Consider the following 22,385-nt stretch of genomic DNA (forward strand, 5'->3'; position numbering starts at 1 on the left):
TTTGCGAGGGCTTTATGGCTCGTACTACACCGATTAATCGCTACCGTAACATTGGTATCGTTGCACACGTGGATGCTGGTAAAACCACCACCACCGAGCGCGTCCTTTTTTACACTGGCAAAAGCCACAAAATGGGCGAGGTGCATGACGGCGCCGCGACCACAGACTGGATGGTTCAGGAGCAGGAGCGTGGTATTACCATTACTTCTGCTGCGATCACCACGTTCTGGCAGGGTTCCCAGAAGCAATTCAAGGACCAGCACCGTTTCAACGTCATCGACACCCCAGGCCACGTAGACTTCACCATTGAGGTTGAGCGTTCCCTGCGTGTACTCGACGGCGCGGTCGTTGTGTTCTGCGGTACTTCTGGCGTTGAGCCACAGTCCGAAACCGTATGGCGTCAAGCCAACAAGTACGGTGTTCCACGTCTTGTTTATGTAAACAAGATGGACCGTGCCGGTGCCAACTTCCTGCGCGTGATCGGTCAGATCAAGCAGCGTCTGGGTCACACTCCGGTGCCGATCCAGCTGGCTATCGGTTCGGAAGACAACTTCCAGGGTCAGATCGATCTGATGACCATGGAAGCGGTTTACTGGAACGATGCCGACAAGGGTACCGTGCCGCGTCGTGAGGCTATCCCTGCTGAACTGCAGGAGCTGGCTGAAGAGTGGCGCAACAACATGGTTGAGGCTGCGGCCGAAGCCAGCGAAGAGCTGATGAACAAGTACCTGGAAGGCGAAGAGCTGTCGATCGAAGAGATCAAAGCCGCTCTGCGTCAGCGTACTATCGCCGGCGAAATCGTTCTGGCCGTTTGCGGTTCGTCCTTCAAGAACAAGGGTGTTCCCCTGGTTCTCGACGCCGTTATCGACTTCCTGCCTGCTCCGACCGACATTCCTGCGATCAAGGGTTCCAACCCGGATGATCCGGAACAAGAGATGGAGCGTCATGCAAGTGACGACGAGCCATTCTCGGCTCTGGCGTTCAAGATCGCTACCGACCCATTCGTGGGTACTTTGACTTTCGTCCGTGTTTACTCGGGCGTGTTGAACTCCGGCGACGGCGTTATCAACTCGGTCAAAGGCAAAAAAGAGCGTGTCGGTCGTATGGTGCAGATGCACGCAAACAACCGTGAAGAGATCAAGGAAGTACGCGCTGGTGACATCGCGGCCCTGATCGGCATGAAGGACGTCACCACTGGTGAAACCTTGTGCAATGCTGAAAAGCCAATCATCCTCGTTCGCATGGACTTCCCGGAGCCGGTTATTTCGGTGGCCGTTGAGCCTAAGACCAAGGATGACCAGGAAAAAATGGGTATCGCACTGGGCAAACTCGCTCAGGAAGACCCTTCTTTCCGCGTCAAGACTGATGAAGAGACCGGTCAAACGATCATCTCTGGCATGGGCGAGCTGCACCTGGACATCCTGATTGACCGGATGCGCCGCGAGTTTAACGTCGAAGCCAACATCGGTAAGCCTCAGGTTTCCTATCGTGAGAAGATCACGAAGAACTGCGAAATCGAAGGCAAGTTCGTTCGTCAGTCCGGTGGTCGTGGCCAGTTCGGTCACTGCTGGATTCGTTTCGCCCCTGCTGACGATGGTCAGGAAGGTCTGGTGTTTGCGAACGAAGTAGTGGGTGGTGTGGTTCCTAAGGAATACATCCCGGCTATCCAGAAGGGTATCGAAGAGCAGATGAAGAACGGCGTCGTTGCCGGCTATCCGCTTATCGGTCTGAAGGCTACCGTGTTTGATGGTTCTTACCACGACGTCGACTCCAACGAGATGGCGTTTAAGGTGGCTGCTTCCATGGCGACCAAGCAACTGGCCCAGAAGGGTGGCGGTGTGGTGCTTGAGCCGATCATGAAGGTAGAGGTTGTTACACCTGAAGACTATATGGGTGACGTGATGGGCGACCTTAACCGTCGTCGCGGCATGATTCAGGGTATGGAAGATACGGTCTCCGGCAAGGTAATTCGCGCCGAAGTTCCGCTGGGCGAGATGTTCGGTTATGCGACCGACGTTCGCTCCATGTCCCAGGGTCGCGCAAGTTACTCTATGGAATTCGAGAAGTACTCTGAAGCTCCGTCGCACATCGTCGAAGCTATTGTTAAAAAATAAGGCTGTTTCAGTCCCCTTTAGGCAAGGAGTTAATTGTCGTGGCTAAAGAAAAATTTGATCGTTCCCTACCGCACGTAAACGTTGGCACCATCGGTCACGTTGACCACGGTAAAACCACTCTGACCGCTGCTCTGACTCGCGTCTGCTCCGAAGTTTTCGGTTCGGCCGTAGTTGAATTCGACAAGATCGACAGCGCTCCAGAAGAAAAAGCTCGCGGTATTACCATTAACACCGCGCACGTTGAGTACAACTCGAACATTCGTCACTACGCTCACGTTGACTGCCCAGGTCACGCTGACTACGTGAAGAACATGATCACTGGTGCTGCCCAGATGGACGGCGCGATCCTGGTTTGCTCGGCTGCCGATGGTCCGATGCCGCAAACCCGTGAGCACATCCTGCTGTCCCGTCAGGTAGGCGTTCCGTACATCGTGGTTTTCCTGAACAAGGCTGACCTGGTAGACGACGCTGAGCTGCTGGAACTGGTTGAGATGGAAGTTCGCGACCTGCTGAGCACTTACGACTTCCCAGGTGATGACACTCCAATCATCATCGGTTCCGCTCGTATGGCGCTGGAAGGCAAAGACGACAACGAAATGGGCACTACCGCTGTTAAGAAGCTGGTAGAAACTCTGGACAGCTACATCCCAGAGCCAGAGCGTGCTATCGACAAGCCGTTCCTGATGCCAATCGAAGACGTATTCTCGATCTCCGGTCGTGGTACTGTTGTGACTGGTCGTATCGAGCGCGGTATCGTTCGCGTTCAAGACGCACTGGAAATCGTTGGTCTGCGTGACACCACCACCACCACCTGCACCGGTGTTGAAATGTTCCGCAAGCTGTTGGACGAAGGTCGTGCTGGCGAGAACTGCGGCGTTCTGCTGCGTGGTACCAAGCGTGACGACGTTGAGCGTGGTCAGGTTCTGGTTAAGCCGGGTTCGGTTAAGCCGCACACCAAGTTCACCGCAGAAGTTTACGTTCTGAGCAAGGAAGAAGGCGGTCGTCACACTCCGTTCTTCAAAGGCTACCGTCCACAGTTCTACTTCCGTACTACTGACGTGACCGGTAACTGCGAACTGCCAGAAGGCGTTGAAATGGTAATGCCAGGTGACAACATTCAGATGACTGTTACCCTGATCAAAACCATCGCAATGGAAGACGGTCTGCGCTTCGCTATCCGTGAAGGCGGCCGTACCGTTGGTGCTGGTGTTGTAGCTAAAATCATCGAGTAATCTCTTATTGAGATAGCTTTGATGCTTTGAAAAAGCCCCCGCTCAGCGGGGGCTTTTTTATTGGGTTGACACCTATCTGGGGCGTCTATAGAATTGCGCCTCCTTTTAACGGGCGTATTGCGCCCGGTGGGAATAGCAGCCGGAGTCTGAAATCCAATGCAAAATCAGCAAATCCGTATCAGGTTGAAGGCTTTCGACCATCGCCTGATCGACCAATCAACCCAGGAAATCGTGGAAACCGCGAAACGTACTGGTGCTCAAGTGCGTGGTCCAATTCCATTGCCTACCCGTAAAGAGCGGTTCACCGTTCTGGTCTCCCCGCACGTCAACAAAGACGCGCGTGACCAGTACGAGATCCGTACTCATAAGCGCGTTCTGGACATCGTCCAGCCAACGGATAAAACCGTTGATGCTCTTATGAAGCTTGATCTTGCGGCCGGTGTGGAAGTGCAGATCAGCCTCGGCTAAGACTCGGTCTTAGTCGTGTAACGCTCTGAAATGGGCGGCCATAGCGGGTGAAAGCCCCGTACACTCATGAGGTTTACAACATGACTATTGGTGTAGTCGGTCGAAAAGCGGGTATGACCCGTATTTTCACCGAAGAAGGTGTCTCCATTCCGGTCACGGTCATTGAGATCGAGCCGAATCGTGTCACCCAGTTCAAAACTGAAGAGACCGATGGCTATCGTGCAGTGCAAGTCACTGTCGGCGAGCGTCGTGCTTCGCGTGTAACAGCAGCTCAGGCTGGCCACTTCGCCAAGGCGAACGTTGCCGCTGGTCGTACCGTAATGGAATTCCGTCTTGAAGAAGGCGAATACCAGGCCGGCGATCTGATCAAAGCCGAACTCTTCGCCGCTGGTCAGCTGGTTGATGTAACCGGTCAGTCCAAAGGTAAAGGCTTCCAGGGTACGATCAAGCGTTGGAACTTCCGCGGGCAAGATAACACCCACGGTAACTCCGTATCCCACCGCGTTCCAGGCTCTATCGGCCAGTGCCAGACTCCTGGTCGTGTATTCAAGGGCAAGAAAATGTCCGGTCATATGGGCGCTGAGCGCGTGACCGTACAGTCCCTCGAAGTAGTGCGCGTGGACGCTGAACGCAATCTGTTGTTGGTCAAGGGCGCTGTTCCTGGCGCTACTGGCGGCAACGTGGTTGTACGTCCAGCAGCCAAGGCTCGCGGTTAAGGGGAAGCTGACATGCAATTAAATGTAAATGACGCTCAAGCGATCGAAGTTTCCGAACTGACATTTGGCGGCGAATTCAACGAGACGCTGGTTCACCAAGCAGTCGTGGCCTACATGGCTGGTGGCCGTCAGGGTAGCAAGCAGCAGAAGACCCGTTCCGACGTTTCCGGTGGCGGCAAGCGCCCATGGCGTCAGAAAGGTACTGGCCGTGCTCGTGCCGGTACTATCCGTAGCCCAATCTGGCGTGGCGGCGGTACCACTTTCGCAGCTCGTCCTCAGGATCACTCCCAAAAGCTGAACAAGAAAATGTATCGCGCTGCGCTGCGTTCGATTCTTGCTGAGCTGGTGCGTACTGATCGTCTGGTCGTGGTTCAGGATTTCGCTGTTGAAACTCCGAAAACCAAAGACCTGCTGGGCAAGCTGAACAACATGAGCCTGACCGACGTTTTGATCGTGTCGGACGCTGTTGATCAGAACCTGTACCTGGCTGCTCGCAACCTGCCGCACGTAGATGTTCGTGATGTGCAAGGTTCCGATCCAGTTAGTCTGATCGCATACGACAAGGTGTTGATCACCGTGTCGGCCGTGAAGAAATTCGAGGAGCTGCTGGGATGAACCAGGAACGCGTATTTAAAGTTCTGCTTGGCCCGCACGTTTCCGAGAAGGCTACGGTTCTGGCAGACAAGAAAGGCCAGTTCGTTTTCAAGGTTGCTACTGACGCAACCAAGCTGGAAATCAAGAAGGCCGTCGAAAGCCTGTTCAGCGTGAAAGTAGAACGCGTTACTACCCTGAATGTTCTGGGTAAGAGCAAGCGTACTGCTCGCGGTCTGGGCAAGCGTAATGACTGGAAGAAGGCAGTTATCTCCCTTCAGCCAGGCCAAGATCTCGATTTCAGCAGCAGTGCTGAGTAAGGAAGGGGTGCATCATGGCAATCGTTAAATGCAAACCGACTTCCCCTGGCCGCCGTTTTGTGGTCAAGGTGGTCAACCAGGAGCTGCATAAAGGCGCTCCTCACGCACCGCTGCTCGAGAAGAAATCGAAGTCTGGTGGTCGTAACAACAATGGCCGTATTACCACTCGTCACGTTGGTGGTGGTCATAAGCAGCATTATCGTCTGGTCGACTTCCGTCGCAACGACAAAGATGGCATCGCTGCCACTGTCGAGCGTATCGAATACGATCCAAACCGTACTGCTCACATCGCTCTGCTGCTGTACGCAGATGGCGAGCGTCGCTACATCATCGCCCCTAAAGGCGTGAGCGCTGGCGACCAGCTGATCGCAGGTGCTCTGGCGCCGATCAAGCCGGGCAACGCTCTGCAACTGCGTAACATTCCAGTTGGTAGCACCGTACACGGCATCGAGTTGAAGCCAGGTAAAGGCGCTCAGATCGCTCGTTCCGCTGGTGCTTCGGCTCAGCTGATCGCTCGTGAAGGTGTCTACGTGACCCTGCGTCTGCGTTCTGGTGAGATGCGTAAAGTGCTGGCTGAGTGCCGCGCGACCCTGGGTGAAGTCTCGAACTCCGAGCACAGCCTGCGTTCGCTGGGTAAAGCTGGTGCCAAACGCTGGCGTGGCGTTCGCCCAACCGTTCGTGGTGTTGCCATGAACCCGGTTGACCACCCGCATGGTGGTGGTGAAGGTCGTACCTCCGGTGGTCGTCATCCGGTATCGCCATGGGGCTTCCCGACTAAGGGCGCGAAGACTCGTGGTAATAAGCGTACCGACAAAATGATCGTCCGTCGTCGCAAGTAAATAGAGGGATACGACAGTGCCACGTTCTCTGAAAAAAGGTCCTTTTATCGATCTTCACCTACTGAAGAAGATCGAAGTGGCGGCGGAGAAGAACGATCGCAAACCAGTGAAAACCTGGTCGCGCCGTTCGATGATCCTGCCACAAATGGTCGGTTTGACCATCGCTGTACACAACGGTCGTCAGCACGTCCCAGTTCTCGTGAACGAAGACATGGTCGGCCACAAACTGGGCGAGTTCGCCGGTACCCGCACTTATCGCGGGCACGTGGCAGACAAGAAAGCCAAGCGTTAAGGGGTTAGGAAATGGAAGTAGCCGCTAAGTTGTCGGGCGCTCGAATCTCCGCCCAGAAAGCCCGCTTGGTCGCCGACCAGATCCGCGGGAAGAAGGTGGGCGAAGCGCTCAACCTGTTGGCTTTCAGCAGCAAGAAAGCCGCCGAGATCATGAAGAAAGTGCTGGAGTCGGCCGTAGCCAACGCCGAGCATAACGAAGGCGCAGACGTTGATGACCTGAAGGTCAGCACCGTTTTCGTCAACGAAGGGCGTTCGCTGAAGCGCATCATGCCACGTGCCAAAGGCCGTGCTGATCGCATCGTCAAGCGGTCTTGCCATATCACTGTCAAGGTTGCTGACAAGTAACGGAGTCGAAGAGATGGGTCAGAAAGTACATCCCATTGGCATTCGCCTGGGAATCGTCAAGGAGCACACCTCCGTCTGGTACGCAGACGGTCGGACTTATGCGGACTATTTGCTCGCAGATCTGAATGTGCGTGAGTATCTCCAAGACAAACTAAAAAGCGCGTCCGTAAGCCGTATCGATATCCATCGTCCGGCTCAAACTGCACGCATCACCATCCACACCGCTCGTCCAGGTATCGTTATCGGGAAGAAAGGTGAAGATGTTGAGAAACTGCGTCAGGACCTGACCAAGCAAATGGGTGTGCCTGTGCACATCAATATCGAAGAGATCCGCAAGCCGGAACTCGACGGTATGCTGGTTGCGCAGAGCGTAGCTCAGCAGCTGGAGCGTCGCGTAATGTTCCGTCGCGCTATGAAGCGCGCAGTACAGAACGCCATGCGCATTGGTGCCAAAGGCATCAAAATCCAAGTGAGCGGTCGTCTCGGCGGTGCTGAAATCGCACGTACTGAATGGTATCGCGAAGGTCGTGTGCCACTGCACACCCTGCGTGCCGATATCGACTATGCCACCTACGAAGCTCACACCACTTACGGTGTGATCGGTGTGAAGGTTTGGATCTTCAAAGGCGAAGTAATTGGTGGTCGCCAAGAAGAGCTGAAGCCACAAGCACCAGCGCCTCGTAAAAAAGCTGCTAAGTAAGGGGTACGCAAAATGTTGCAACCAAAGCGTACGAAGTTCCGCAAGCAGATGACCGGGCACAACCGTGGTCTGGCACTGCGCGGTAGCAAAGTCAGCTTCGGCGAGTTCGCGCTGAAGTCTGTTGCTCGTGGTCGTCTCACCGCTCGTCAGATCGAGTCAGCGCGTCGTGCTCTGACCCGTCACGTAAAGCGTGGCGGCAAGATCTGGATCCGTGTATTCCCGGACAAGCCTATTTCCAAAAAGCCTCTCGAAGTTCGGATGGGTAAAGGTAAGGGTAACGTCGAATACTGGGTTGCCCAGATTCAGCCAGGCAAAGTCCTGTATGAAATCGAGGGTGTTTCTGAAGAGCTGGCGCGTGAGGCTTTCGCCCTGGCTGCTGCAAAGCTGCCGCTCGCCACCTCCTTTGTTAAGCGGACGGTGATGTGATGAAAGCGAATGAACTTCGTGAAAAATCCGCACAGCAGCTGAACGAGCAACTGCTCGGCTTGCTGCGCGACCAGTTCAATCTGCGCATGCAGAAAGCAACTGGCCAGTTGGGGCAGTCGCATCTGCTCTCGCAAGTTAAGCGTGACATCGCTCGCGTGAAGACTGTGCTCAACCAGCAGGCAGGTAAGTGATCATGGCTGAAGCCGAAAAGACTGTCCGTACGCTGACTGGCCGTGTTGTCAGCGACAAGATGGACAAAACCATCACCGTTCTGATCGAGCGTCGCGTTAAGCACCCGATCTACGGTAAATATGTTAAGCGTTCGACTAAGCTGCACGCGCACGACGAAACCAACCAGTGCCACATCGGCGACAAAGTCACTATTCGTGAAACTCGTCCTTTGGCCAAGACCAAGTCTTGGGCGCTGGTTGATATTCTCGAACGCGCTGTGGAAGTCTAAGGACTAGGGGTCGGAGAAATTATATGATTCAGACTCAATCCATGCTCGATGTGGCCGATAACAGCGGCGCTCGCCGCGTTATGTGCATCAAGGTGCTGGGTGGCTCCCATCGTCGTTACGCTGGTATCGGTGACATCATCAAAGTTACCGTCAAGGAAGCAATTCCTCGCGGTAAAGTGAAAAAAGGCCAAGTGATGACTGCTGTTGTAGTCCGCACTCGTCACGGCGTACGTCGTGCTGATGGCTCCATTATCCGCTTTGATGGCAACGCTGCTGTTCTGCTGAACAACAAGCAAGAGCCGATCGGCACCCGTATCTTTGGGCCAGTGACCCGTGAACTTCGTACTGAGAAGTTCATGAAGATCGTCTCGCTCGCCCCAGAAGTGCTGTAAGGAGATCCGACATGCAAAAGATTCGTCGTGACGACGAGATCATCGTGATCGCCGGCAAAGACAAAGGTAAGCGCGGTAAGGTGCTGAAGGTTCTGGCTGACAACCGTCTGGTTGTTGGTGGTCTGAACCTGGTCAAGCGTCATACCAAGCCTAACCCGATGTCGGGCGTACAAGGCGGTATCGTCGAGAAAGAAGCGCCACTGCACGCTTCCAACGTCGCCATCTTCAACGGCGAAACCAACAAGGCTGACCGCGTTGGTTTCAAAGTAGAAGACGGTAAGAAAATTCGTGTCTTCAAGTCGACCCAAAAAGCGGTTGATGCTTGAACACTGCTAGGTAGAAGACCATGGCACGACTAAAAGAGATTTACCGGAAGGAAATCGCACCGAAACTTAAGGAAGAACTTAAGCTTTCGAACGTGATGGAAGTTCCGCGCGTTACCAAGATCACCCTGAACATGGGTCTGGGCGAAGCGATCGGCGACAAGAAAGTCATCGAGCACGCTGTTGCTGACCTGGAAAAGATCACCGGCCAGAAAGTCGTTGTGACCTACGCTCGCAAATCCATCGCAGGCTTCAAAGTCCGTGAAGGTTGGCCGATCGGCGTCAAAGTGACCCTGCGCCGTGAGCGTATGTACGAGTTCCTGGATCGTCTGCTGTCGATCTCCCTGCCTCGGGTTCGCGACTTCCGCGGCCTGAATGCCAAGTCCTTCGACGGTCGTGGCAACTACAGCATGGGCGTGAAAGAGCAGATCATTTTCCCGGAAATCGATTACGACAAGATCGATGCTCTCCGCGGTCTGGACATTACCCTGACCACCACTGCCAAGAACGATGACGAAGGCCGCGCACTGCTGCGTGCTTTCAAATTCCCGTTCCGCAACTGATTGGAGTAGGAAAATGGCCAAGAAGAGCATGAAAAACCGTGAGCTGAAGCGTCAGCTCACCGTTGCCAAGTACGCCACCAAGCGTGCAGCGCTGAAAGCTATCATCGTCGATCTGAACGCAAGTCCAGAAGCGCGTTGGGAAGCTACCGTAGCTCTGCAGAAGCAACCACGTGACGCAAGCGCCTCGCGCATGCGTAACCGTTGCCGCCTGACTGGTCGTCCGCACGGCGTTTACCGCAAGTTCGGCCTGGGCCGTAACAAACTGCGTGAAGCGGCAATGCGTGGTGACGTACCAGGTCTGGTTAAAGCCAGCTGGTAAGTACTGTCAAAGTCTCGGCGATCAGGCTCGCAAGATCCTGACCGCCGGTGGCCTTGAATCTGAATCAAGCCCCTTATGGGGCTTGATTCATTTCTGGTGTGTGTCTAGAATACCCGGCTCGCCTGAGCCCGGGTTTTTTATGCCCGGAGATTCTCGGCGACACGTAGTAGCCGCAAGGCTAATTTTTCTGTTTTAGGAGCGTCTAGCCCATGAGTATGCAGGACCCGTTAGCGGACATGCTAACTCGAATCCGTAATGCCCAGATGGCTGAAAAGTCCGTCGTAAGCATGCCATCTTCCACGTTGAAGGTAGCTGTTGCCAAAGTCCTGAAGGACGAAGGTTACATTGCGGGTTATCAGATCAGCAGCGAAACCAAACCACTGCTGTCTATCGAGCTGAAGTACTTCGAAGGCCGTCCGGTTATCGAAGAAGTGAAGCGCGTTAGCCGTCCAGGCTTGCGTCAGTACAAGTCCGTCGAAGATCTGCCGAAAGTTCGTGGCGGTCTGGGCGTGTCTATCGTCTCCACCAACAAGGGTGTGATGACTGATCGTGCTGCGCGCGCTGCCGGTGTCGGCGGCGAAGTTCTTTGCACTGTGTTCTAAGGGGGGATAAGCATGTCTCGCGTCGCTAAGAACCCCGTTAAGCTGCCAGCCGGCGTCGAAGTAAAATTCGCAGGCCAACAGCTTTCGGTGAAGGGTGCCAAGGGCACTCTCGAACTGAACGTCCATTCGTCCGTTGAGATCGTTGAAGAAGCCGGTGAGCTGCGTTTCGCTGCTCGCAATGGCGATCAGCAGACTCGCGCAATGGCCGGTACCACTCGTGCGCTGGTTAACAACATGGTCCAGGGCGTAAGCCAAGGCTTCGAGCGCAAGCTCCAGCTGGTCGGTGTTGGTTACAAAGCGCAAGCAAAAGGCACAGTGCTGAACCTGGCTCTTGGCTTCTCGCATCCAGTGGATTACGAACTGCCGGCAGGCATCACTGCTGAGACTCCTAGCCAGACCGATATCCTGATCAAGGGCATCGACAAGCAGCTGGTAGGTCAAGTGGCCGCCGAGATCCGCGACTTCCGTCCACCAGAGCCGTACAAAGGCAAAGGTGTGCGCTACGCGGACGAAGTCGTCCGTCGTAAAGAAGCCAAGAAGAAGTAGGGCATAGCAAATGACCGACAAAAAAGTTACTCGACTGCGTCGCGCTCGCAAAGCACGCCTGAAAATGCACGAACTCGAAGTCGTGCGTCTCTGCGTGTTCCGCTCTTCGCAGCACATCTACGCCCAGGTCATTTCGGCCGACGGCAACAAAGTCCTGGCAAGCGCCTCGACTTTGGATAAAGAACTGCGTGATGGTGCCACCGGCAACATCGACGCGGCCACTAAGGTTGGCCAGCTGGTCGCTTCGCGTGCTAAGGCCGCTGGCGTCTCGCAGGTGGCTTTCGACCGCTCTGGCTTCAAGTACCACGGCCGCGTTAAGGCGCTGGCTGATGCTGCTCGTGAAGCTGGGCTGGAGTTCTAAGTTATGTCAAATAACGACCAAAAGCGCGACGAAGGCTACATCGAGAAGCTGGTTCAAGTTAACCGCGTAGCCAAAACCGTTAAAGGCGGCCGTATCTTCACTTTCACCGCGTTGACCGTGGTTGGTGATGGTAAAGGGCGTGTTGGCTTCGGCCGTGGCAAGTCGCGTGAAGTGCCTGCTGCGATCCAGAAGGCAATGGAAGCTGCTCGCCGCAACATGATCCAGGTTGATCTGAACGGCACCACTCTGCAGTACTCCACGAAGTCCGCTCACGGCGCTTCGAAGGTTTACATGCAGCCTGCTTCTGAAGGTACCGGTATCATCGCTGGCGGCGCTATGCGTGCCGTTCTCGAAGTTGCTGGCGTTCAGAACGTTCTGGCCAAGTGCTATGGCTCGACTAACCCTGTAAACGTGGTTCACGCCACTTTCAAGGGTCTGAAGGCTATGCAATCTCCTGAGTCCATTGCCGCCAAGCGTGGCAAAAGCGTGAAGGAGATCATCTGATCATGGCTACCGTAAAAGTTACGCTGATCAAAAGCATGACCGGCCGCATCCCTAACCACAAACTGTGCGTTAAGGGTCTGGGTCTGCGTCGCATCGGTCACACTGTAGAAGTCCAGGATACTCCCGAGAACCGCGGGATGATCAACAAGGCTTACTACATGCTGCGTGTCGAGGGTTAATCGATGAAACTCAATGATCTGAGTCCAGCGCCGGGTTCCCGCCGCGAAAAGCATCGTCCGGGCCGTGGTATCGGTAGTGGTTTGGGTAAGACTGGTGGCCGTGGTCACAAAGGTCAGACTTCCCGCTCCGGTGGCACCATTGCTCCAGGCTTTGAAGGCGGTCAACAGCCGCTGCATCGTCGCCTGCCGAAGTTCGGTTTCGTTTCCCTGAAAGCCATGGATCGCGCAGAAGTGCGTCTGTCCGAGCTGGCTAAAGTGGAAGGCGACATCGTCACCGTGCAGTCCCTGAAAGATGCCAACGTGATCAACGTCAACGTACAGCGCGTGAAAATCATGCTGTCCGGTGAAGTGGCTCGCGCTGTAACCATCGGAAAGGGAATCGGCGCCACCAAAGGTGCGCGTGCGGCTATCGAAGCAGCTGGCGGCAAGTTCGAGGAATAAATGGCTAAGCAAGGTGCTCTCTCTGCGCTCGGCAAAGGCGGTATGTCTGAACTCTGGGCTCGTCTGCGTTTTCTGTTCCTGGCGATTATCGTCTACCGAATAGGCGCACACATCCCGGTTCCAGGTATCAACCCGGACCGACTCGCGGACCTGTTTCGACAGAATGAGGGGACCATTCTTAGCTTGTTCAACATGTTTTCCGGCGGCGCGCTGGAGCGAATGAGCATCTTTGCACTGGGGATCATGCCGTACATTTCGGCATCGATCATCATGCAGCTCATGACCGCTGTCAGCCCGCAGCTGGAGCAGTTGAAGAAGGAAGGTGAAGCTGGCCGTCGCAAGATCAGCCAGTACACCCGCTACGGCACTGTCGTTCTCGCTCTCGTTCAGGCTATTGGCATGTCCATTGGTCTGGCGGGGCAGGGCGTAGCGTTCACTGGTGACTTTGGCTTCCATTTCGTCGCGGTATCCACTTTTGTGGCTGGCGCGATGTTCATGATGTGGCTGGGTGAGCAGATTACTGAGCGTGGTGTTGGCAACGGTATCTCGATGTTGATTTTTTCGGGTATCGTCGCCGGTCTTCCGAGAGCGATCGGGCAGTCTTTCGAGTCTGCGCGTCAGGGTGATATCAACATCTTCGCCCTGGTTGCCATCGGTTTGCTGGCAGTAGCGATTATCGGTTTCGTGGTGTTCATTGAGCGTGGTCAGCGTCGTATCGCCGTTCACTACGCCAAGCGTCAGCAGGGCCGCAAGGTCTTCGCTGCGCAGACCAGCCACTTGCCGTTGAAGGTGAACATGGCCGGCGTTATTCCGGCCATTTTCGCGAGCAGCATCTTGCTGTTCCCGGCTTCGTTGGGTGCCTGGTTCGGCCAGTCTGAAGGTATGGGCTGGTTGCAGGACATCTCGCAGTCGATCGCTCCTGGTCAGCCGTTGAATATTCTGCTGTTTAGTGCAGGGATTATTTTCTTCTGCTTCTTCTATACGGCGTTGATGTTCAATCCGAAAGACGTAGCGGAAAACCTGAAGAAGTCCGGTGCCTTTATTCCGGGCATCCGTCCAGGTGAGCAGTCTGCGCGCTACATTGATGGCGTTCTGACTCGCTTGACCATGTTCGGTGCTCTTTACATGACGGCCGTCTGCCTGTTGCCCCAGTTCCTGGTGGTTGCAGCCAACGTTCCGTTCTACCTTGGCGGGACCTCGTTGCTGATCGTGGTCGTGGTTGTGATGGACTTCATGTCCCAAGTACAATCGCACCTCGTTTCGCACCAGTACGAATCCCTGATGAAGAAAGCCAACCTGAAGGGTTACGGCAGCGGCATGTTGCGCTGAGTACCCATAAGGTTCGAGGAGTTGGTGATGAAAGTTCGTGCATCGGTGAAAAAGCTGTGCCGTAACTGCAAGATTATTCGCCGCGAAGGTGTTGTTCGAGTAATTTGCAGCGCGGAACCGCGTCACAAACAGCGCCAAGGCTGAGTGTGATTGTGCTTCAAGCCCGGCAGCTAGTGCGCTGCCGGGTTGATTATTTGTTATTACAGCGATATTATCTCGCGCCCTATTTCTTGGCTTCCGGGGCGTAGGTAGCTGTCAATTGGAGTCCCACTGAATGGCCCGTATTGCAGGCGTTAACATTCCAGATAACAAGCATACTGTTATCTCGCTGACCTACATCTATGGTGTTGGTCGCACTACTGCGCAGAAAATCTGTGCAGACACTGGGGTAAACCCAGCAGCGAAGATCAAGGATCTGAGCGACGAGCAAATTGAACAGCTGCGTGGCGAAGTGGCGAAGTTCACCACTGAAGGTGACCTGCGTCGCGAAATCAACATGAAAATCAAGCGCTTGATGGACCTCGGTTGCTATCGCGGTCTGCGTCATCGTCGTGGTCTGCCAGTACGCGGTCAGCGTACCAAGACCAACGCGCGTACCCGTAAAGGTCCGCGTAAGCCGATCCGCAAGTAATCGCCCCAGCGAATCGACAGGAATTTAATCATGGCAAAACCTGCTGCTCGTCCTCGTAAAAAAGTTAAAAAGACAGTGGTTGATGGCATCGCCCACATCCATGCTTCTTTTAACAACACCATCGTGACCATTACCGACCGTCAAGGTAACGCTCTTTCCTGGGCTACCTCCGGTGGTTCGGGTTTCCGCGGTTCCCGCAAGTCCACCCCGTTCGCCGCTCAAGTAGCTGCTGAGCGTGCTGGTCAAGCTGCGCTGGAATACGGCCTGAAAAACCTCGACGTAAACGTCAAGGGCCCAGGTCCAGGTCGTGAATCCGCAGTCCGCGCTTTGAACGGCTGTGGCTACAAGATCGCCAGCATCACCGACGTGACGCCAATCCCGCACAACGGGTGCCGTCCGCCGAAGAAGCGCCGCGTGTAATCCAGGAGATTGTAAAGAATGGCTCGTTACATTGGTCCAAAATGCAAACTCGCTCGTCGCGAAGGCACCGATCTCTTCCTGAAGAGCGGCGTGCGCGCGATCGAATCGAAGTGCAACATTGAAGCAGCACCTGGTATCCACGGCCAGCGCCGCGGTCGCCAGTCCGATTACGGCACCCAACTGCGTGAAAAGCAGAAGGTCCGTCGTATCTACGGCGTTCTCGAGCGTCAATTCAGCGGCTACTACAAAGAAGCTGCTGGCAAGAAAGGCGCAACCGGCGAAAACCTGTTGCAACTGCTCGAATGCCGTCTGGACAACGTTGTATACCGTATGGGCTTCGGTTCGACTCGTGCCGAATCCCGTCAGCTGGTATCGCACAAGTCGATCAGCGTAAACGGCAAAACCGTTAACGTTCCGTCCTACCAGGTTCGTGCTGGTGACGTGGTTGCTGTTCGCGAGAAAGCTAAAAACCAACTTCGCATTGTCCAAGCTCTCGATCTGTGTGCTCAACGTGGCCGCGTAGAGTGGGTAGAAGTAGACACTGAGAAGAAGTCGGGCGTTTTCAAGAACGTTCCAGCTCGCAGTGATCTGTCCGCCGACATCAACGAAAGCCTGATTGTCGAGCTCTACTCCAAGTAAGGGCTAGAAAATAGGTGCATCCATGCAGATTTCGGTAAATGAGTTCCTGACACCCCGTCACATTGATGTGCAGGTTGTCAGTCCAACCCGCGCCAAGATCACTCTCGAGCCTCTCGAGCGTGGTTTTGGCCACACCCTGGGCAACGCGCTGCGCCGCATCCTGTTGTCCTCAATGCCTGGCTGTGCAGTAGTCGAGGCCGAGATTGACGGTGTGCTCCACGAGTACAGCGCCATCGAAGGTGTACAGGAAGACGTAATTGAAATCCTGTTGAACCTTAAGGGTCTGGCTATCAAGCTGCACGGCCGTGACGAAGTTACGCTGACCTTGTCGAAGAAGGGTTCGGGGGTGGTTACCGCTGCCGATATTCAGCTGGATCATGATGTCGAGATCGTTAATCCCGATCACGTAATCGCTAACCTGGCGTCTAACGGCGCCCTGAACATGAAGCTCGTAGTAGCTCGTGGTCGTGGTTATGAGCCGGCAGACTCGCGTCAGAGCGATGAAGACGAAAGCCGCAGCATTGGTCGCTTGCAGCTCGACTCTTCGTTCAGCCCGGTTCGCCGTATCGCATACGTGGTGGAAAACGCCCGTGTCGAGCAGCGTACTAACCTGGACAAGCTGGTTATTGATCTGGAAACCAACGGTACTCTGGATCCTGAAGAGGCTATCCGCCGTGCTGCAACCATCCTGCAACAGCAGTTGGCTGCGTTCGTCGACCTCAAAGGTGACAGCGAACCAGTGGTAATCGAGCAGGAAGACGAGATCGATCCGATCCTGCTTCGCCCGGTTGACGATCTGGAACTGACTGTACGTTCGGCTAACTGCCTTAAGGCGGAAAACATCTACTACATCGGCGACCTGATTCAGCGTACCGAAGTAGAGCTGTTGAAGACTCCGAACCTGGGCAAGAAATCCTTGACTGAAATCAAGGACGTTCTGGCCTCCCGCGGTCTGTCCCTCGGCATGCGCCTCGACAACTGGCCGCCTGCAAGTCTTAAGAAGGACGACAAGGCGACTGCCTGATCGTCGTAATCACCGAACGTAGTGTTTGGTAAGGAATGAACCATGCGTCATCGTAAAAGTGGGCGTCACCTGAGCCGCACCAGCTCGCACCGCAAGGCCATGTTCCAGAACATGGCGGTGTCGCTGTTCGAGCACGAGCTGATCAAAACTACTCTGCCAAAAGCCAAAGAACTGCGCCGCGTTGCCGAGCCGCTGATCACTCTGGCCAAGACAGACAGCGTTGCTAACCGTCGTCTGGCTTTCGACCGTACTCGTTCGAAAGCTATCGTAGGCAAGCTCTTCAACGACCTGGGCAAGCGTTACGCTACCCGTGAGGGTGGCTACCTGCGCATCCTCAAGTGCGGTTTCCGCGCTGGCGACAACGCTCCTATGGCGTACGTCGAGTTGGTTGATCGTGCTACCGGCGGCGAAGCTGTTTCCGCTGAGTAAGACGTCAGTCTGAAACAAAGAACCGGGCCCAGTGCCCGGTTTTTTGTGTGCGTTCGAAAAGTGGATCTAGGGTCTCTTGGTATTGCTTGTCTCTATCGATCGAGATGAGTTAATGAATTAGATGGTGTCATGTTCATCGTCAATACTTCCTTTCAGCCGATTAGCCGGCAGTTCAAGACCGATAAAGGAAGAGATCGCATGAGCCAAAACAAGATGCTTACCACTGCCAGTGGCGCTCCTGTCGCTGATAATCAGAATTCCCGCTCCGCCGGCCCACGTGGGCCGCTGCTGCTCGACGACTTCCACCTGATCGAGAAGTTGGCGCACTTCAACCGTGAAAACATTCCCGAGCGCCGCGTGCACGCCAAAGGCTCAGGGGCATACGGCACCTTCACCGTTACTCGTGATATCACCGAGTACACCAGCGCCAAGCTGTTCGCGGCTGTCGGCAAGCAAACCCCAACCTTCCTGCGATTCTCCACTGTGGGTGGTGAACGTGGTTCGGCTGACACTGAGCGCGACCCACGGGGTTTTGCGCTGAAGTTCTACACCGAAGAAGGTAACTGGGACATTGTGGGTAACAACACGCCAGTGTTCTTTATCCGCGATCCCTTGAAATTCCCGGACTTCATCCACACCCAAAAACGTCTGCCGCAAAGCAACCTGAAAAGCGCGCAAGCGATGTGGGATTTCTGGTCGCACTCCCCTGAGGCACTGCACCAGGTCACGATCCTGTTCTCGGACCGCGGCATTCCCGACGGCTATCGCCACATGCACGGCTTCGGCAGCCACACATACAGCCTGATCAGCGCCAAGGGCGAACGGCACTGGGTGAAATGGCACTACAAAACCAAACAGGGCATCAAGAACCTGGCGCCGGCAGAGGCTGCGCGCCTGGCCGGTACCGACCCGGATTACGCCCAGCGCGACCTGTTCGAAGCCATCGAGCGCGGTGATTTCCCGAAATGGAGCGTGTGCATCCAAATCATGACCGAGGCCCAGGCCGCTGCGCATTACGAAAACCCGTTCGACGTGACCAAAACCTGGTCGCAGAGGGAGTTTCCGCTGATCGAGGTCGGTGAGCTGGAATTGAACCGCAACCCGCTCAACTACTTCGCGGAAGTAGAGCAAGCGGCCTTCGGCCCTAGCAACATGGTGCCAGGTGTCGGCCTGTCTCCGGATCGCATGCTGCAAGGCCGGGTCTTCGCTTATGCCGACGCGCACCGCTACCGTGTGGGCACCAATCACCAGCAACTGCCGGTGAACGCCCCGCGTAGCCCGGTCAATAGCTATCAGCGCGATGGTTCGATGGCGTTCGGTACCAATGGTGGCGCAGCGCCGAATTACGAGCCAAACAGCTACGTCGATTCGCCAAAGCAGACCCCGCACTATGCCGAGCCGCCGTTGGCTCTGAGTGGCGCTGCCGATCGCTACGATCATCGCGAAGACACGGACTACTACAGCCACGCAGGCGCGCTGTTCCGCCTGATGAGCGATGAACAGAAGGCGTTGCTGGTCAGCAACATCGCAGGTGCGATGGCAGGTGTATCGAGCGATGTCGTCGACCGCCAGTTGCAGCATTTCTTCAGGGCTGATCCGGCGTATGGAGAAGCAATCGCAAAGCTGCTCAATGTACAGCTTAACGAAGTCTAAATGAGAAGCAGAACCGCCCTTGTTTGGGCGGTTTTTGCGTTATTTAAGCTGCTTTTCTAAGAATATCTTCGCTTTTATTGCGTTTGGCCCGTGACGATAGGGTCGTGTTGGTTCAAACTACAGACTTTCAAGCAGGGAGATGTAGGGCGATGAAAGGCCACCCAGACGTTATCGATTACCTCAACACGTTGCTGACCGGCGAACTGGCCGCGCGTGACCAATATTTCGTGCACTCGCGGATGTATGAGGACTGGGGTTTCACCAAGCTCTACGAACGAATCAACCACGAGATGGAAGAAGAAGCCGGGCATGCCGATGCACTGATGCGCCGCATTCTGATGCTCGAAGGCACGCCACGCATGCGTCCTGATGATCTCGATGTCGGCACCACGGTGCCGGAGATGCTGGAAGCGGACCTGCGCCTGGAGTACAAGGTGCGCGCCGCTCTCTGCAAAGGCATTGAGCTCTGCGAGAAGCACCAGGACTACATCAGCCGCGAGATCCTCGAAGTTCAGCTCAACGACACCGAAGAAGATCACACCTATTGGTTGGAAAAGCAGTTGGGTCTGATCAAGCTGATCGGAATCCAGAACTACCTGCAGTCCCACGCCTGATTCACCCAGATACAAAAAAGCCCCGGCCACTGACACAGTGACCGGGGCTTTTTCATAGGCCTTTATCGGGCCCGATCACGCTCCAGCAGCGGTTTGAGGTAGTAGCCGGTATGAGATTGTTTCATCTCGGCGACCTCCTCCGGTGTGCCAACGGCGATGATCTGGCCACCTTTGGAGCCGCCTTCCGGCCCCAGGTCCACCAGCCAGTCGGCAGTCTTGATCACGTCCAGGTTGTGCTCGATTACCACCACCGTGTTGCCGTGATCGCGCAAGCGGTGCAATACATCGAGCAGTTGCTGGATGTCCGCGAAGTGCAGGCCGGTTGTCGGCTCGTCGAGGATGTACAGAGTCTTGCCGGTATCGCGCTTGGACAGCTCGCGGGACAGCTTGACTCGCTGAGCCTCGCCACCGGACAGCGTGGTCGCCGATTGCCCCAGTTTAATGTAGGACAGGCCGACGTCCATCAACGTCTGTAGCTTGCGCGCCAGGGCCGGTACCGCGTCGAAGAACTCCCGGGCTTCCTCGATGGTCATCTCGAGGGTCTCGTGGATGCTCTTGCCCTTGTATTTGATCTCCAGGGTTTCGCGGTTGTAGCGCTTGCTCTTGCAGACGTCGCACGGCACGTAGATGTCCGGCAGGAAGTGCATTTCGACCTTGATCAGGCCATCGCCCTGACAGGCTTCGCAGCGCCCACCCTTCACGTTGAACGAGAAGCGCCCCGGACCATAACCGCGGGAGCGAGACTCTGGCACGCCGGCGAACAGCTCGCGAATCGGCGTGAACAACCCGGTGTAAGTCGCCGGGTTGGAGCGCGGCGTGCGGCCGATCGGGCTCTGATCGATATCGACCACCTTATCCAGATGTTCCAGCCCCTTGATGCTGTCGTGAGGAGCCGCTTCGAGTGTCGTCGCACCGTTCAGCGCCGTGGCGCTCAGAGGGAAAAGCGTGTTGTTGATCAACGTGGATTTGCCCGAGCCGGACACACCCGTCACGCAAGTCAGCAAGCCGATCGGAATATCCAGATCGACATTGCGCAAGTTGTTGCCACGTGCGCCTTTTAGCGACAGCGACAGCTTCTTGTTGCGCGGTGTGCGCTTGGCCGGTACTTCGATCTTCACCCGACCCGACAGGTACTTGCCGGTCAGCGAATCCGGATGTGACATCACCTCGTCCGGCGTGCCCTCGGCAACGATGGCGCCACCATGGACCCCGGCGCCCGGGCCGATATCCACCACGTAGTCGGCCAGGCGAATGGCGTCCTCGTCGTGCTCGACCACGATCACCGTGTTGCCGATGTCGCGCAGGTGCTTCAGAGTGCCCAGCAGGCGGTCGTTATCGCGCTGGTGCAGGCCAATTGAAGGTTCGTCGAGGATGTACAGCACGCCGACCAGCCCCGCACCGATCTGGCTGGCCAGACGGATACGCTGTGCTTCACCGCCCGACAGCGTGTCCGCGCTGCGGTCCAGCGACAGATAGTCGAGGCCGACGTTGACCAGGAACTGCAGGCGCTCTCGGATTTCCTTGAGGATCTTGTCGGCGATCTCGCCACGGCGACCGGTCAGCGACAGCCCGCCGAAATAATCGCAGGCGTCGCCGATTGGCAGGTTGGTCACTGCCGGCAGGTTTTTCTCGCCCACCCACACATGCCGCGCCTCGCGCCGCAGACGGGTGCCGCGGCAGTCCGGGCAGGATTGGGTGCTGAGGAACTTGGCCAGTTCTTCGCGCACCGAAGCCGATTCGGTTTCGCGATAGCGACGTTCCAGATTCGGCACGATGCCTTCGAACGGGTGCGAGCGTTTGACGATGTCGCCGCGGTCGTTCAGGTACTTGAAGTCGACGTTCTGCGAGCCGGTGCCGTGCAGGATCTGCTTCTGCTTGTCGGCCGGCAGCTCGTTGAACGGCACTTCCAGGCTGAACTTGAAGTGGCTGGCCAATGAGCCAAGCATCTGGAAGTAGTAGACGTTACGCCGGTCCCAGCCGCGAATCGCGCCTTCTGCCAGGGTGAGTTCGCCATTGACCAGTCGCTTGATGTCGAAGAACTGCTTGACCCCCAGGCCATCGCAGGTCGGGCAGGCGCCGGCCGGGTTGTTGAAGGAAAACAGTTTGGGTTCGAGCTCGCTGATGGCATGGCCGCAGATCGGGCAGGCGAAGCGTGCGGAGAAGATCATCTCCTCGCCCGGTTCGTCGTCCATCGGCGCCACCAGAGCAATGCCGTCCGCCAGCTTGAGCGCGGTTTCGAAAGATTCGGCCAGACGCTGTTGCAGATCGGCGCGGACCTTGAAGCGGTCGACCACCACGTCAATGGTGTGTTTCTTCTGTTTGTCGAGCTTTGGCGCTTCGTCCAGCTCATAGAGCTTGCCGTTGATCCGGGCACGAACGAAACCCTGGGCCCGCAGCTCTTCGAAGACCGACAGGTGTTCGCCTTTGCGCTCGCGAATCACCGGTGCCAGCAGCATGAGCTTGCTGCCCTCCGGCTGCGCGAGGACCAGGTCGACCATCTGGCTGACGGTCTGCGCTTCCAGCGGGATGTCGTGATCCGGGCAGCGCGGGATGCCGACGCGGGCATACAGCAAACGCAGGTAGTCGTAGATCTCGGTGATGGTGCCGACGGTCGAACGCGGGTTGTGCGAGGTCGACTTCTGCTCGATGGAGATGGCCGGCGACAGGCCTTCGATGGTGTCGACGTCGGGCTTTTCCATCATCGACAGGAATTGTCGTGCGTAGGCTGACAGCGATTCGACGTAGCGACGCTGGCCTTCGGCGTACAGTGTGTCAAAGGCCAGCGACGACTTGCCGGAGCCGGACAGGCCGGTGATGACGATCAGCTTGTCCCGTGGCAGGGTCAGGTCGATGTTCTTCAGGTTGTGGGTTCGAGCCCCACGGATCAGGATCTTGTCCAAAGTGGCCTCGCTTG

Annotated in this window: 33 protein-coding genes; 32 read left to right on the forward strand and 1 reads right to left on the reverse strand. The window is 56.0% G+C overall.

The window, feature by feature from the left end:
* The first annotated feature begins 14 nt into the window (after positions 1-14).
* The 32 genes from fusA (at position 15) to bfr (ending at position 19,471) form a co-directional block, all read left to right on the forward strand.
* Positions 15-2,114: an elongation factor G gene (fusA, locus tag HNO86_RS11360; protein WP_175377083.1), complete on the forward strand. Its 2,100-nt coding sequence runs from the start codon at positions 15-17 to the stop codon at positions 2,112-2,114.
* Between the two features lie 38 nt (positions 2,115-2,152).
* A complete protein-coding gene (gene tuf, locus HNO86_RS11365; RefSeq protein WP_010220303.1) occupies positions 2,153-3,346 on the forward strand; it encodes an elongation factor Tu in 1,194 nt (397 codons plus the stop codon).
* A gap of 156 nt (positions 3,347-3,502) precedes the next feature.
* Positions 3,503-3,814 (forward strand): 30S ribosomal protein S10, encoded by a 312-nt coding sequence (gene rpsJ / locus HNO86_RS11370; protein WP_003186070.1) that lies wholly within the window; start codon positions 3,503-3,505, stop codon positions 3,812-3,814.
* An 80-nt stretch (positions 3,815-3,894) separates the two neighbouring features.
* Complete coding sequence (gene rplC, locus HNO86_RS11375) at positions 3,895-4,530, forward strand: 50S ribosomal protein L3 (RefSeq protein ID WP_175377084.1); 636 nt, start codon at positions 3,895-3,897, stop codon at positions 4,528-4,530.
* Between the two features lie 12 nt (positions 4,531-4,542).
* Positions 4,543-5,145, forward strand: a complete 603-nt coding sequence (gene rplD / locus HNO86_RS11380) for a 50S ribosomal protein L4 (RefSeq protein WP_080925911.1) — start codon at positions 4,543-4,545, stop codon at positions 5,143-5,145.
* Positions 5,142-5,441, forward strand: a complete 300-nt coding sequence (gene rplW / locus HNO86_RS11385; protein ID WP_002555488.1) for a 50S ribosomal protein L23 — start codon at positions 5,142-5,144, stop codon at positions 5,439-5,441. The genes rplD and rplW overlap by 4 nt, the downstream gene beginning before the upstream one ends.
* A gap of 14 nt (positions 5,442-5,455) precedes the next feature.
* Entirely contained in the window at positions 5,456-6,280 is an 825-nt protein-coding gene (rplB, locus tag HNO86_RS11390) for a 50S ribosomal protein L2 (RefSeq protein WP_007924198.1), read from the forward strand.
* Between the two features lie 16 nt (positions 6,281-6,296).
* Positions 6,297-6,572, forward strand: coding sequence for a 30S ribosomal protein S19 (gene rpsS, locus HNO86_RS11395; protein WP_002555486.1), 276 nt, complete (start codon positions 6,297-6,299; stop codon positions 6,570-6,572).
* An 11-nt stretch (positions 6,573-6,583) separates the two neighbouring features.
* Entirely contained in the window at positions 6,584-6,916 is a 333-nt protein-coding gene (gene rplV / locus HNO86_RS11400) for a 50S ribosomal protein L22 (RefSeq protein WP_003103908.1), read from the forward strand.
* A gap of 13 nt (positions 6,917-6,929) precedes the next feature.
* Positions 6,930-7,616, forward strand: a complete 687-nt coding sequence (gene rpsC, locus HNO86_RS11405; protein WP_007924192.1) for a 30S ribosomal protein S3 — start codon at positions 6,930-6,932, stop codon at positions 7,614-7,616.
* 12 nt (positions 7,617-7,628) lie between these two features.
* Positions 7,629-8,042, forward strand: coding sequence for a 50S ribosomal protein L16 (gene rplP / locus HNO86_RS11410; protein WP_003228729.1), 414 nt, complete (start codon positions 7,629-7,631; stop codon positions 8,040-8,042).
* Positions 8,042-8,233, forward strand: coding sequence for a 50S ribosomal protein L29 (gene rpmC / locus HNO86_RS11415; RefSeq protein WP_002555481.1), 192 nt, complete (start codon positions 8,042-8,044; stop codon positions 8,231-8,233). Before rplP ends, rpmC begins: the two co-directional genes overlap by 1 nt.
* A gap of 2 nt (positions 8,234-8,235) precedes the next feature.
* Entirely contained in the window at positions 8,236-8,502 is a 267-nt protein-coding gene (gene rpsQ, locus HNO86_RS11420; RefSeq protein WP_003444370.1) for a 30S ribosomal protein S17, read from the forward strand.
* 23 nt (positions 8,503-8,525) lie between these two features.
* Positions 8,526-8,894 carry a 50S ribosomal protein L14 gene (rplN, locus tag HNO86_RS11425; protein WP_002555479.1) on the forward strand — a complete coding sequence of 123 codons (369 nt, stop codon included), beginning with the start codon at positions 8,526-8,528 and terminating at the stop codon, positions 8,892-8,894.
* Positions 8,895-8,905: 11 nt separating this feature from the next.
* Positions 8,906-9,220 carry a 50S ribosomal protein L24 gene (rplX, locus tag HNO86_RS11430; RefSeq protein WP_003186046.1) on the forward strand — a complete coding sequence of 105 codons (315 nt, stop codon included), beginning with the start codon at positions 8,906-8,908 and terminating at the stop codon, positions 9,218-9,220.
* A gap of 20 nt (positions 9,221-9,240) precedes the next feature.
* On the forward strand, positions 9,241-9,780 hold the full coding sequence (gene rplE, locus HNO86_RS11435; protein ID WP_003210069.1) for a 50S ribosomal protein L5: 540 nt from the start codon (positions 9,241-9,243) through the stop codon (positions 9,778-9,780).
* Between the two features lie 13 nt (positions 9,781-9,793).
* On the forward strand, positions 9,794-10,099 hold the full coding sequence (gene rpsN / locus HNO86_RS11440; protein WP_003228726.1) for a 30S ribosomal protein S14: 306 nt from the start codon (positions 9,794-9,796) through the stop codon (positions 10,097-10,099).
* A gap of 209 nt (positions 10,100-10,308) precedes the next feature.
* Positions 10,309-10,701, forward strand: coding sequence for a 30S ribosomal protein S8 (gene rpsH, locus HNO86_RS11445; protein ID WP_003228724.1), 393 nt, complete (start codon positions 10,309-10,311; stop codon positions 10,699-10,701).
* A 12-nt stretch (positions 10,702-10,713) separates the two neighbouring features.
* Entirely contained in the window at positions 10,714-11,247 is a 534-nt protein-coding gene (gene rplF, locus HNO86_RS11450) for a 50S ribosomal protein L6 (protein WP_175377085.1), read from the forward strand.
* A gap of 10 nt (positions 11,248-11,257) precedes the next feature.
* Positions 11,258-11,608, forward strand: coding sequence for a 50S ribosomal protein L18 (rplR, locus tag HNO86_RS11455; protein ID WP_010443919.1), 351 nt, complete (start codon positions 11,258-11,260; stop codon positions 11,606-11,608).
* A gap of 3 nt (positions 11,609-11,611) precedes the next feature.
* Entirely contained in the window at positions 11,612-12,112 is a 501-nt protein-coding gene (rpsE, locus tag HNO86_RS11460) for a 30S ribosomal protein S5 (protein ID WP_175377086.1), read from the forward strand.
* A 2-nt stretch (positions 12,113-12,114) separates the two neighbouring features.
* Entirely contained in the window at positions 12,115-12,291 is a 177-nt protein-coding gene (rpmD, locus tag HNO86_RS11465; RefSeq protein WP_003176408.1) for a 50S ribosomal protein L30, read from the forward strand.
* Positions 12,292-12,294: 3 nt separating this feature from the next.
* A complete protein-coding gene (gene rplO, locus HNO86_RS11470) occupies positions 12,295-12,732 on the forward strand; it encodes a 50S ribosomal protein L15 (protein ID WP_011336169.1) in 438 nt (145 codons plus the stop codon).
* Positions 12,733-14,061, forward strand: coding sequence for a preprotein translocase subunit SecY (secY, locus tag HNO86_RS11475; protein ID WP_003228718.1), 1,329 nt, complete (start codon positions 12,733-12,735; stop codon positions 14,059-14,061).
* A 27-nt stretch (positions 14,062-14,088) separates the two neighbouring features.
* Entirely contained in the window at positions 14,089-14,205 is a 117-nt protein-coding gene (gene rpmJ, locus HNO86_RS11480; protein ID WP_002555468.1) for a 50S ribosomal protein L36, read from the forward strand.
* Positions 14,206-14,335: 130 nt separating this feature from the next.
* Entirely contained in the window at positions 14,336-14,692 is a 357-nt protein-coding gene (gene rpsM / locus HNO86_RS11485; protein WP_008374135.1) for a 30S ribosomal protein S13, read from the forward strand.
* Positions 14,693-14,722: 30 nt separating this feature from the next.
* Positions 14,723-15,112: a 30S ribosomal protein S11 gene (gene rpsK, locus HNO86_RS11490; protein WP_002555466.1), complete on the forward strand. Its 390-nt coding sequence runs from the start codon at positions 14,723-14,725 to the stop codon at positions 15,110-15,112.
* 18 nt (positions 15,113-15,130) lie between these two features.
* On the forward strand, positions 15,131-15,751 hold the full coding sequence (gene rpsD / locus HNO86_RS11495; RefSeq protein ID WP_122852423.1) for a 30S ribosomal protein S4: 621 nt from the start codon (positions 15,131-15,133) through the stop codon (positions 15,749-15,751).
* A 22-nt stretch (positions 15,752-15,773) separates the two neighbouring features.
* Entirely contained in the window at positions 15,774-16,775 is a 1,002-nt protein-coding gene (rpoA, locus tag HNO86_RS11500) for a DNA-directed RNA polymerase subunit alpha (RefSeq protein WP_007924176.1), read from the forward strand.
* A gap of 42 nt (positions 16,776-16,817) precedes the next feature.
* A complete protein-coding gene (rplQ, locus tag HNO86_RS11505) occupies positions 16,818-17,204 on the forward strand; it encodes a 50S ribosomal protein L17 (protein ID WP_110965127.1) in 387 nt (128 codons plus the stop codon).
* A 198-nt stretch (positions 17,205-17,402) separates the two neighbouring features.
* Positions 17,403-18,857 (forward strand): catalase, encoded by a 1,455-nt coding sequence (locus HNO86_RS11510; protein WP_175377087.1) that lies wholly within the window; start codon positions 17,403-17,405, stop codon positions 18,855-18,857.
* Positions 18,858-19,006: 149 nt separating this feature from the next.
* Complete coding sequence (gene bfr, locus HNO86_RS11515; RefSeq protein WP_110965125.1) at positions 19,007-19,471, forward strand: bacterioferritin; 465 nt, start codon at positions 19,007-19,009, stop codon at positions 19,469-19,471.
* Between the two features lie 62 nt (positions 19,472-19,533).
* Here bfr and uvrA read toward each other — a convergent pair whose 3' ends face one another.
* Entirely contained in the window at positions 19,534-22,371 is a 2,838-nt protein-coding gene (uvrA, locus tag HNO86_RS11520) for an excinuclease ABC subunit UvrA (protein ID WP_175377088.1), read from the reverse strand.
* Between the last annotated feature and the right edge of the window lie 14 nt (positions 22,372-22,385).

Source organism: Pseudomonas sp. C1C7, assembly GCF_013359595.1.
Lineage (GTDB): Bacteria > Pseudomonadota > Gammaproteobacteria > Pseudomonadales > Pseudomonadaceae > Aquipseudomonas.

Bases quoted from the DNA above. Each gene is read 5' to 3' on its own strand.
- fusA (WP_175377083.1), top strand. From the start codon at position 15: ATGGCTCGTACTACACCGATTAATCGCTACCGTAACATTGGTATCGTT.
- rpsJ (WP_003186070.1), top strand. From the start codon at position 3,503: ATGCAAAATCAGCAAATCCGTATCAGGTTGAAGGCTTTCGACCATCGC.
- rplC (WP_175377084.1), top strand. From the start codon at position 3,895: ATGACTATTGGTGTAGTCGGTCGAAAAGCGGGTATGACCCGTATTTTC.
- rplD (WP_080925911.1), top strand. From the start codon at position 4,543: ATGCAATTAAATGTAAATGACGCTCAAGCGATCGAAGTTTCCGAACTG.
- rplW (WP_002555488.1), top strand. From the start codon at position 5,142: ATGAACCAGGAACGCGTATTTAAAGTTCTGCTTGGCCCGCACGTTTCC.
- rplB (WP_007924198.1), top strand. From the start codon at position 5,456: ATGGCAATCGTTAAATGCAAACCGACTTCCCCTGGCCGCCGTTTTGTG.
- rplV (WP_003103908.1), top strand. From the start codon at position 6,584: ATGGAAGTAGCCGCTAAGTTGTCGGGCGCTCGAATCTCCGCCCAGAAA.
- rpsC (WP_007924192.1), top strand. From the start codon at position 6,930: ATGGGTCAGAAAGTACATCCCATTGGCATTCGCCTGGGAATCGTCAAG.
- rplP (WP_003228729.1), top strand. From the start codon at position 7,629: ATGTTGCAACCAAAGCGTACGAAGTTCCGCAAGCAGATGACCGGGCAC.
- rpmC (WP_002555481.1), top strand. From the start codon at position 8,042: ATGAAAGCGAATGAACTTCGTGAAAAATCCGCACAGCAGCTGAACGAG.
- rpsQ (WP_003444370.1), top strand. From the start codon at position 8,236: ATGGCTGAAGCCGAAAAGACTGTCCGTACGCTGACTGGCCGTGTTGTC.
- rplN (WP_002555479.1), top strand. From the start codon at position 8,526: ATGATTCAGACTCAATCCATGCTCGATGTGGCCGATAACAGCGGCGCT.
- rplX (WP_003186046.1), top strand. From the start codon at position 8,906: ATGCAAAAGATTCGTCGTGACGACGAGATCATCGTGATCGCCGGCAAA.
- rplE (WP_003210069.1), top strand. From the start codon at position 9,241: ATGGCACGACTAAAAGAGATTTACCGGAAGGAAATCGCACCGAAACTT.
- rpsN (WP_003228726.1), top strand. From the start codon at position 9,794: ATGGCCAAGAAGAGCATGAAAAACCGTGAGCTGAAGCGTCAGCTCACC.
- rpsH (WP_003228724.1), top strand. From the start codon at position 10,309: ATGAGTATGCAGGACCCGTTAGCGGACATGCTAACTCGAATCCGTAAT.
- rplF (WP_175377085.1), top strand. From the start codon at position 10,714: ATGTCTCGCGTCGCTAAGAACCCCGTTAAGCTGCCAGCCGGCGTCGAA.
- rplR (WP_010443919.1), top strand. From the start codon at position 11,258: ATGACCGACAAAAAAGTTACTCGACTGCGTCGCGCTCGCAAAGCACGC.
- rpsE (WP_175377086.1), top strand. From the start codon at position 11,612: ATGTCAAATAACGACCAAAAGCGCGACGAAGGCTACATCGAGAAGCTG.
- rpmD (WP_003176408.1), top strand. From the start codon at position 12,115: ATGGCTACCGTAAAAGTTACGCTGATCAAAAGCATGACCGGCCGCATC.
- rplO (WP_011336169.1), top strand. From the start codon at position 12,295: ATGAAACTCAATGATCTGAGTCCAGCGCCGGGTTCCCGCCGCGAAAAG.
- secY (WP_003228718.1), top strand. From the start codon at position 12,733: ATGGCTAAGCAAGGTGCTCTCTCTGCGCTCGGCAAAGGCGGTATGTCT.
- rpmJ (WP_002555468.1), top strand. From the start codon at position 14,089: ATGAAAGTTCGTGCATCGGTGAAAAAGCTGTGCCGTAACTGCAAGATT.
- rpsM (WP_008374135.1), top strand. From the start codon at position 14,336: ATGGCCCGTATTGCAGGCGTTAACATTCCAGATAACAAGCATACTGTT.
- rpsK (WP_002555466.1), top strand. From the start codon at position 14,723: ATGGCAAAACCTGCTGCTCGTCCTCGTAAAAAAGTTAAAAAGACAGTG.
- rpsD (WP_122852423.1), top strand. From the start codon at position 15,131: ATGGCTCGTTACATTGGTCCAAAATGCAAACTCGCTCGTCGCGAAGGC.
- rpoA (WP_007924176.1), top strand. From the start codon at position 15,774: ATGCAGATTTCGGTAAATGAGTTCCTGACACCCCGTCACATTGATGTG.
- rplQ (WP_110965127.1), top strand. From the start codon at position 16,818: ATGCGTCATCGTAAAAGTGGGCGTCACCTGAGCCGCACCAGCTCGCAC.
- HNO86_RS11510 (WP_175377087.1), top strand. From the start codon at position 17,403: ATGAGCCAAAACAAGATGCTTACCACTGCCAGTGGCGCTCCTGTCGCT.
- bfr (WP_110965125.1), top strand. From the start codon at position 19,007: ATGAAAGGCCACCCAGACGTTATCGATTACCTCAACACGTTGCTGACC.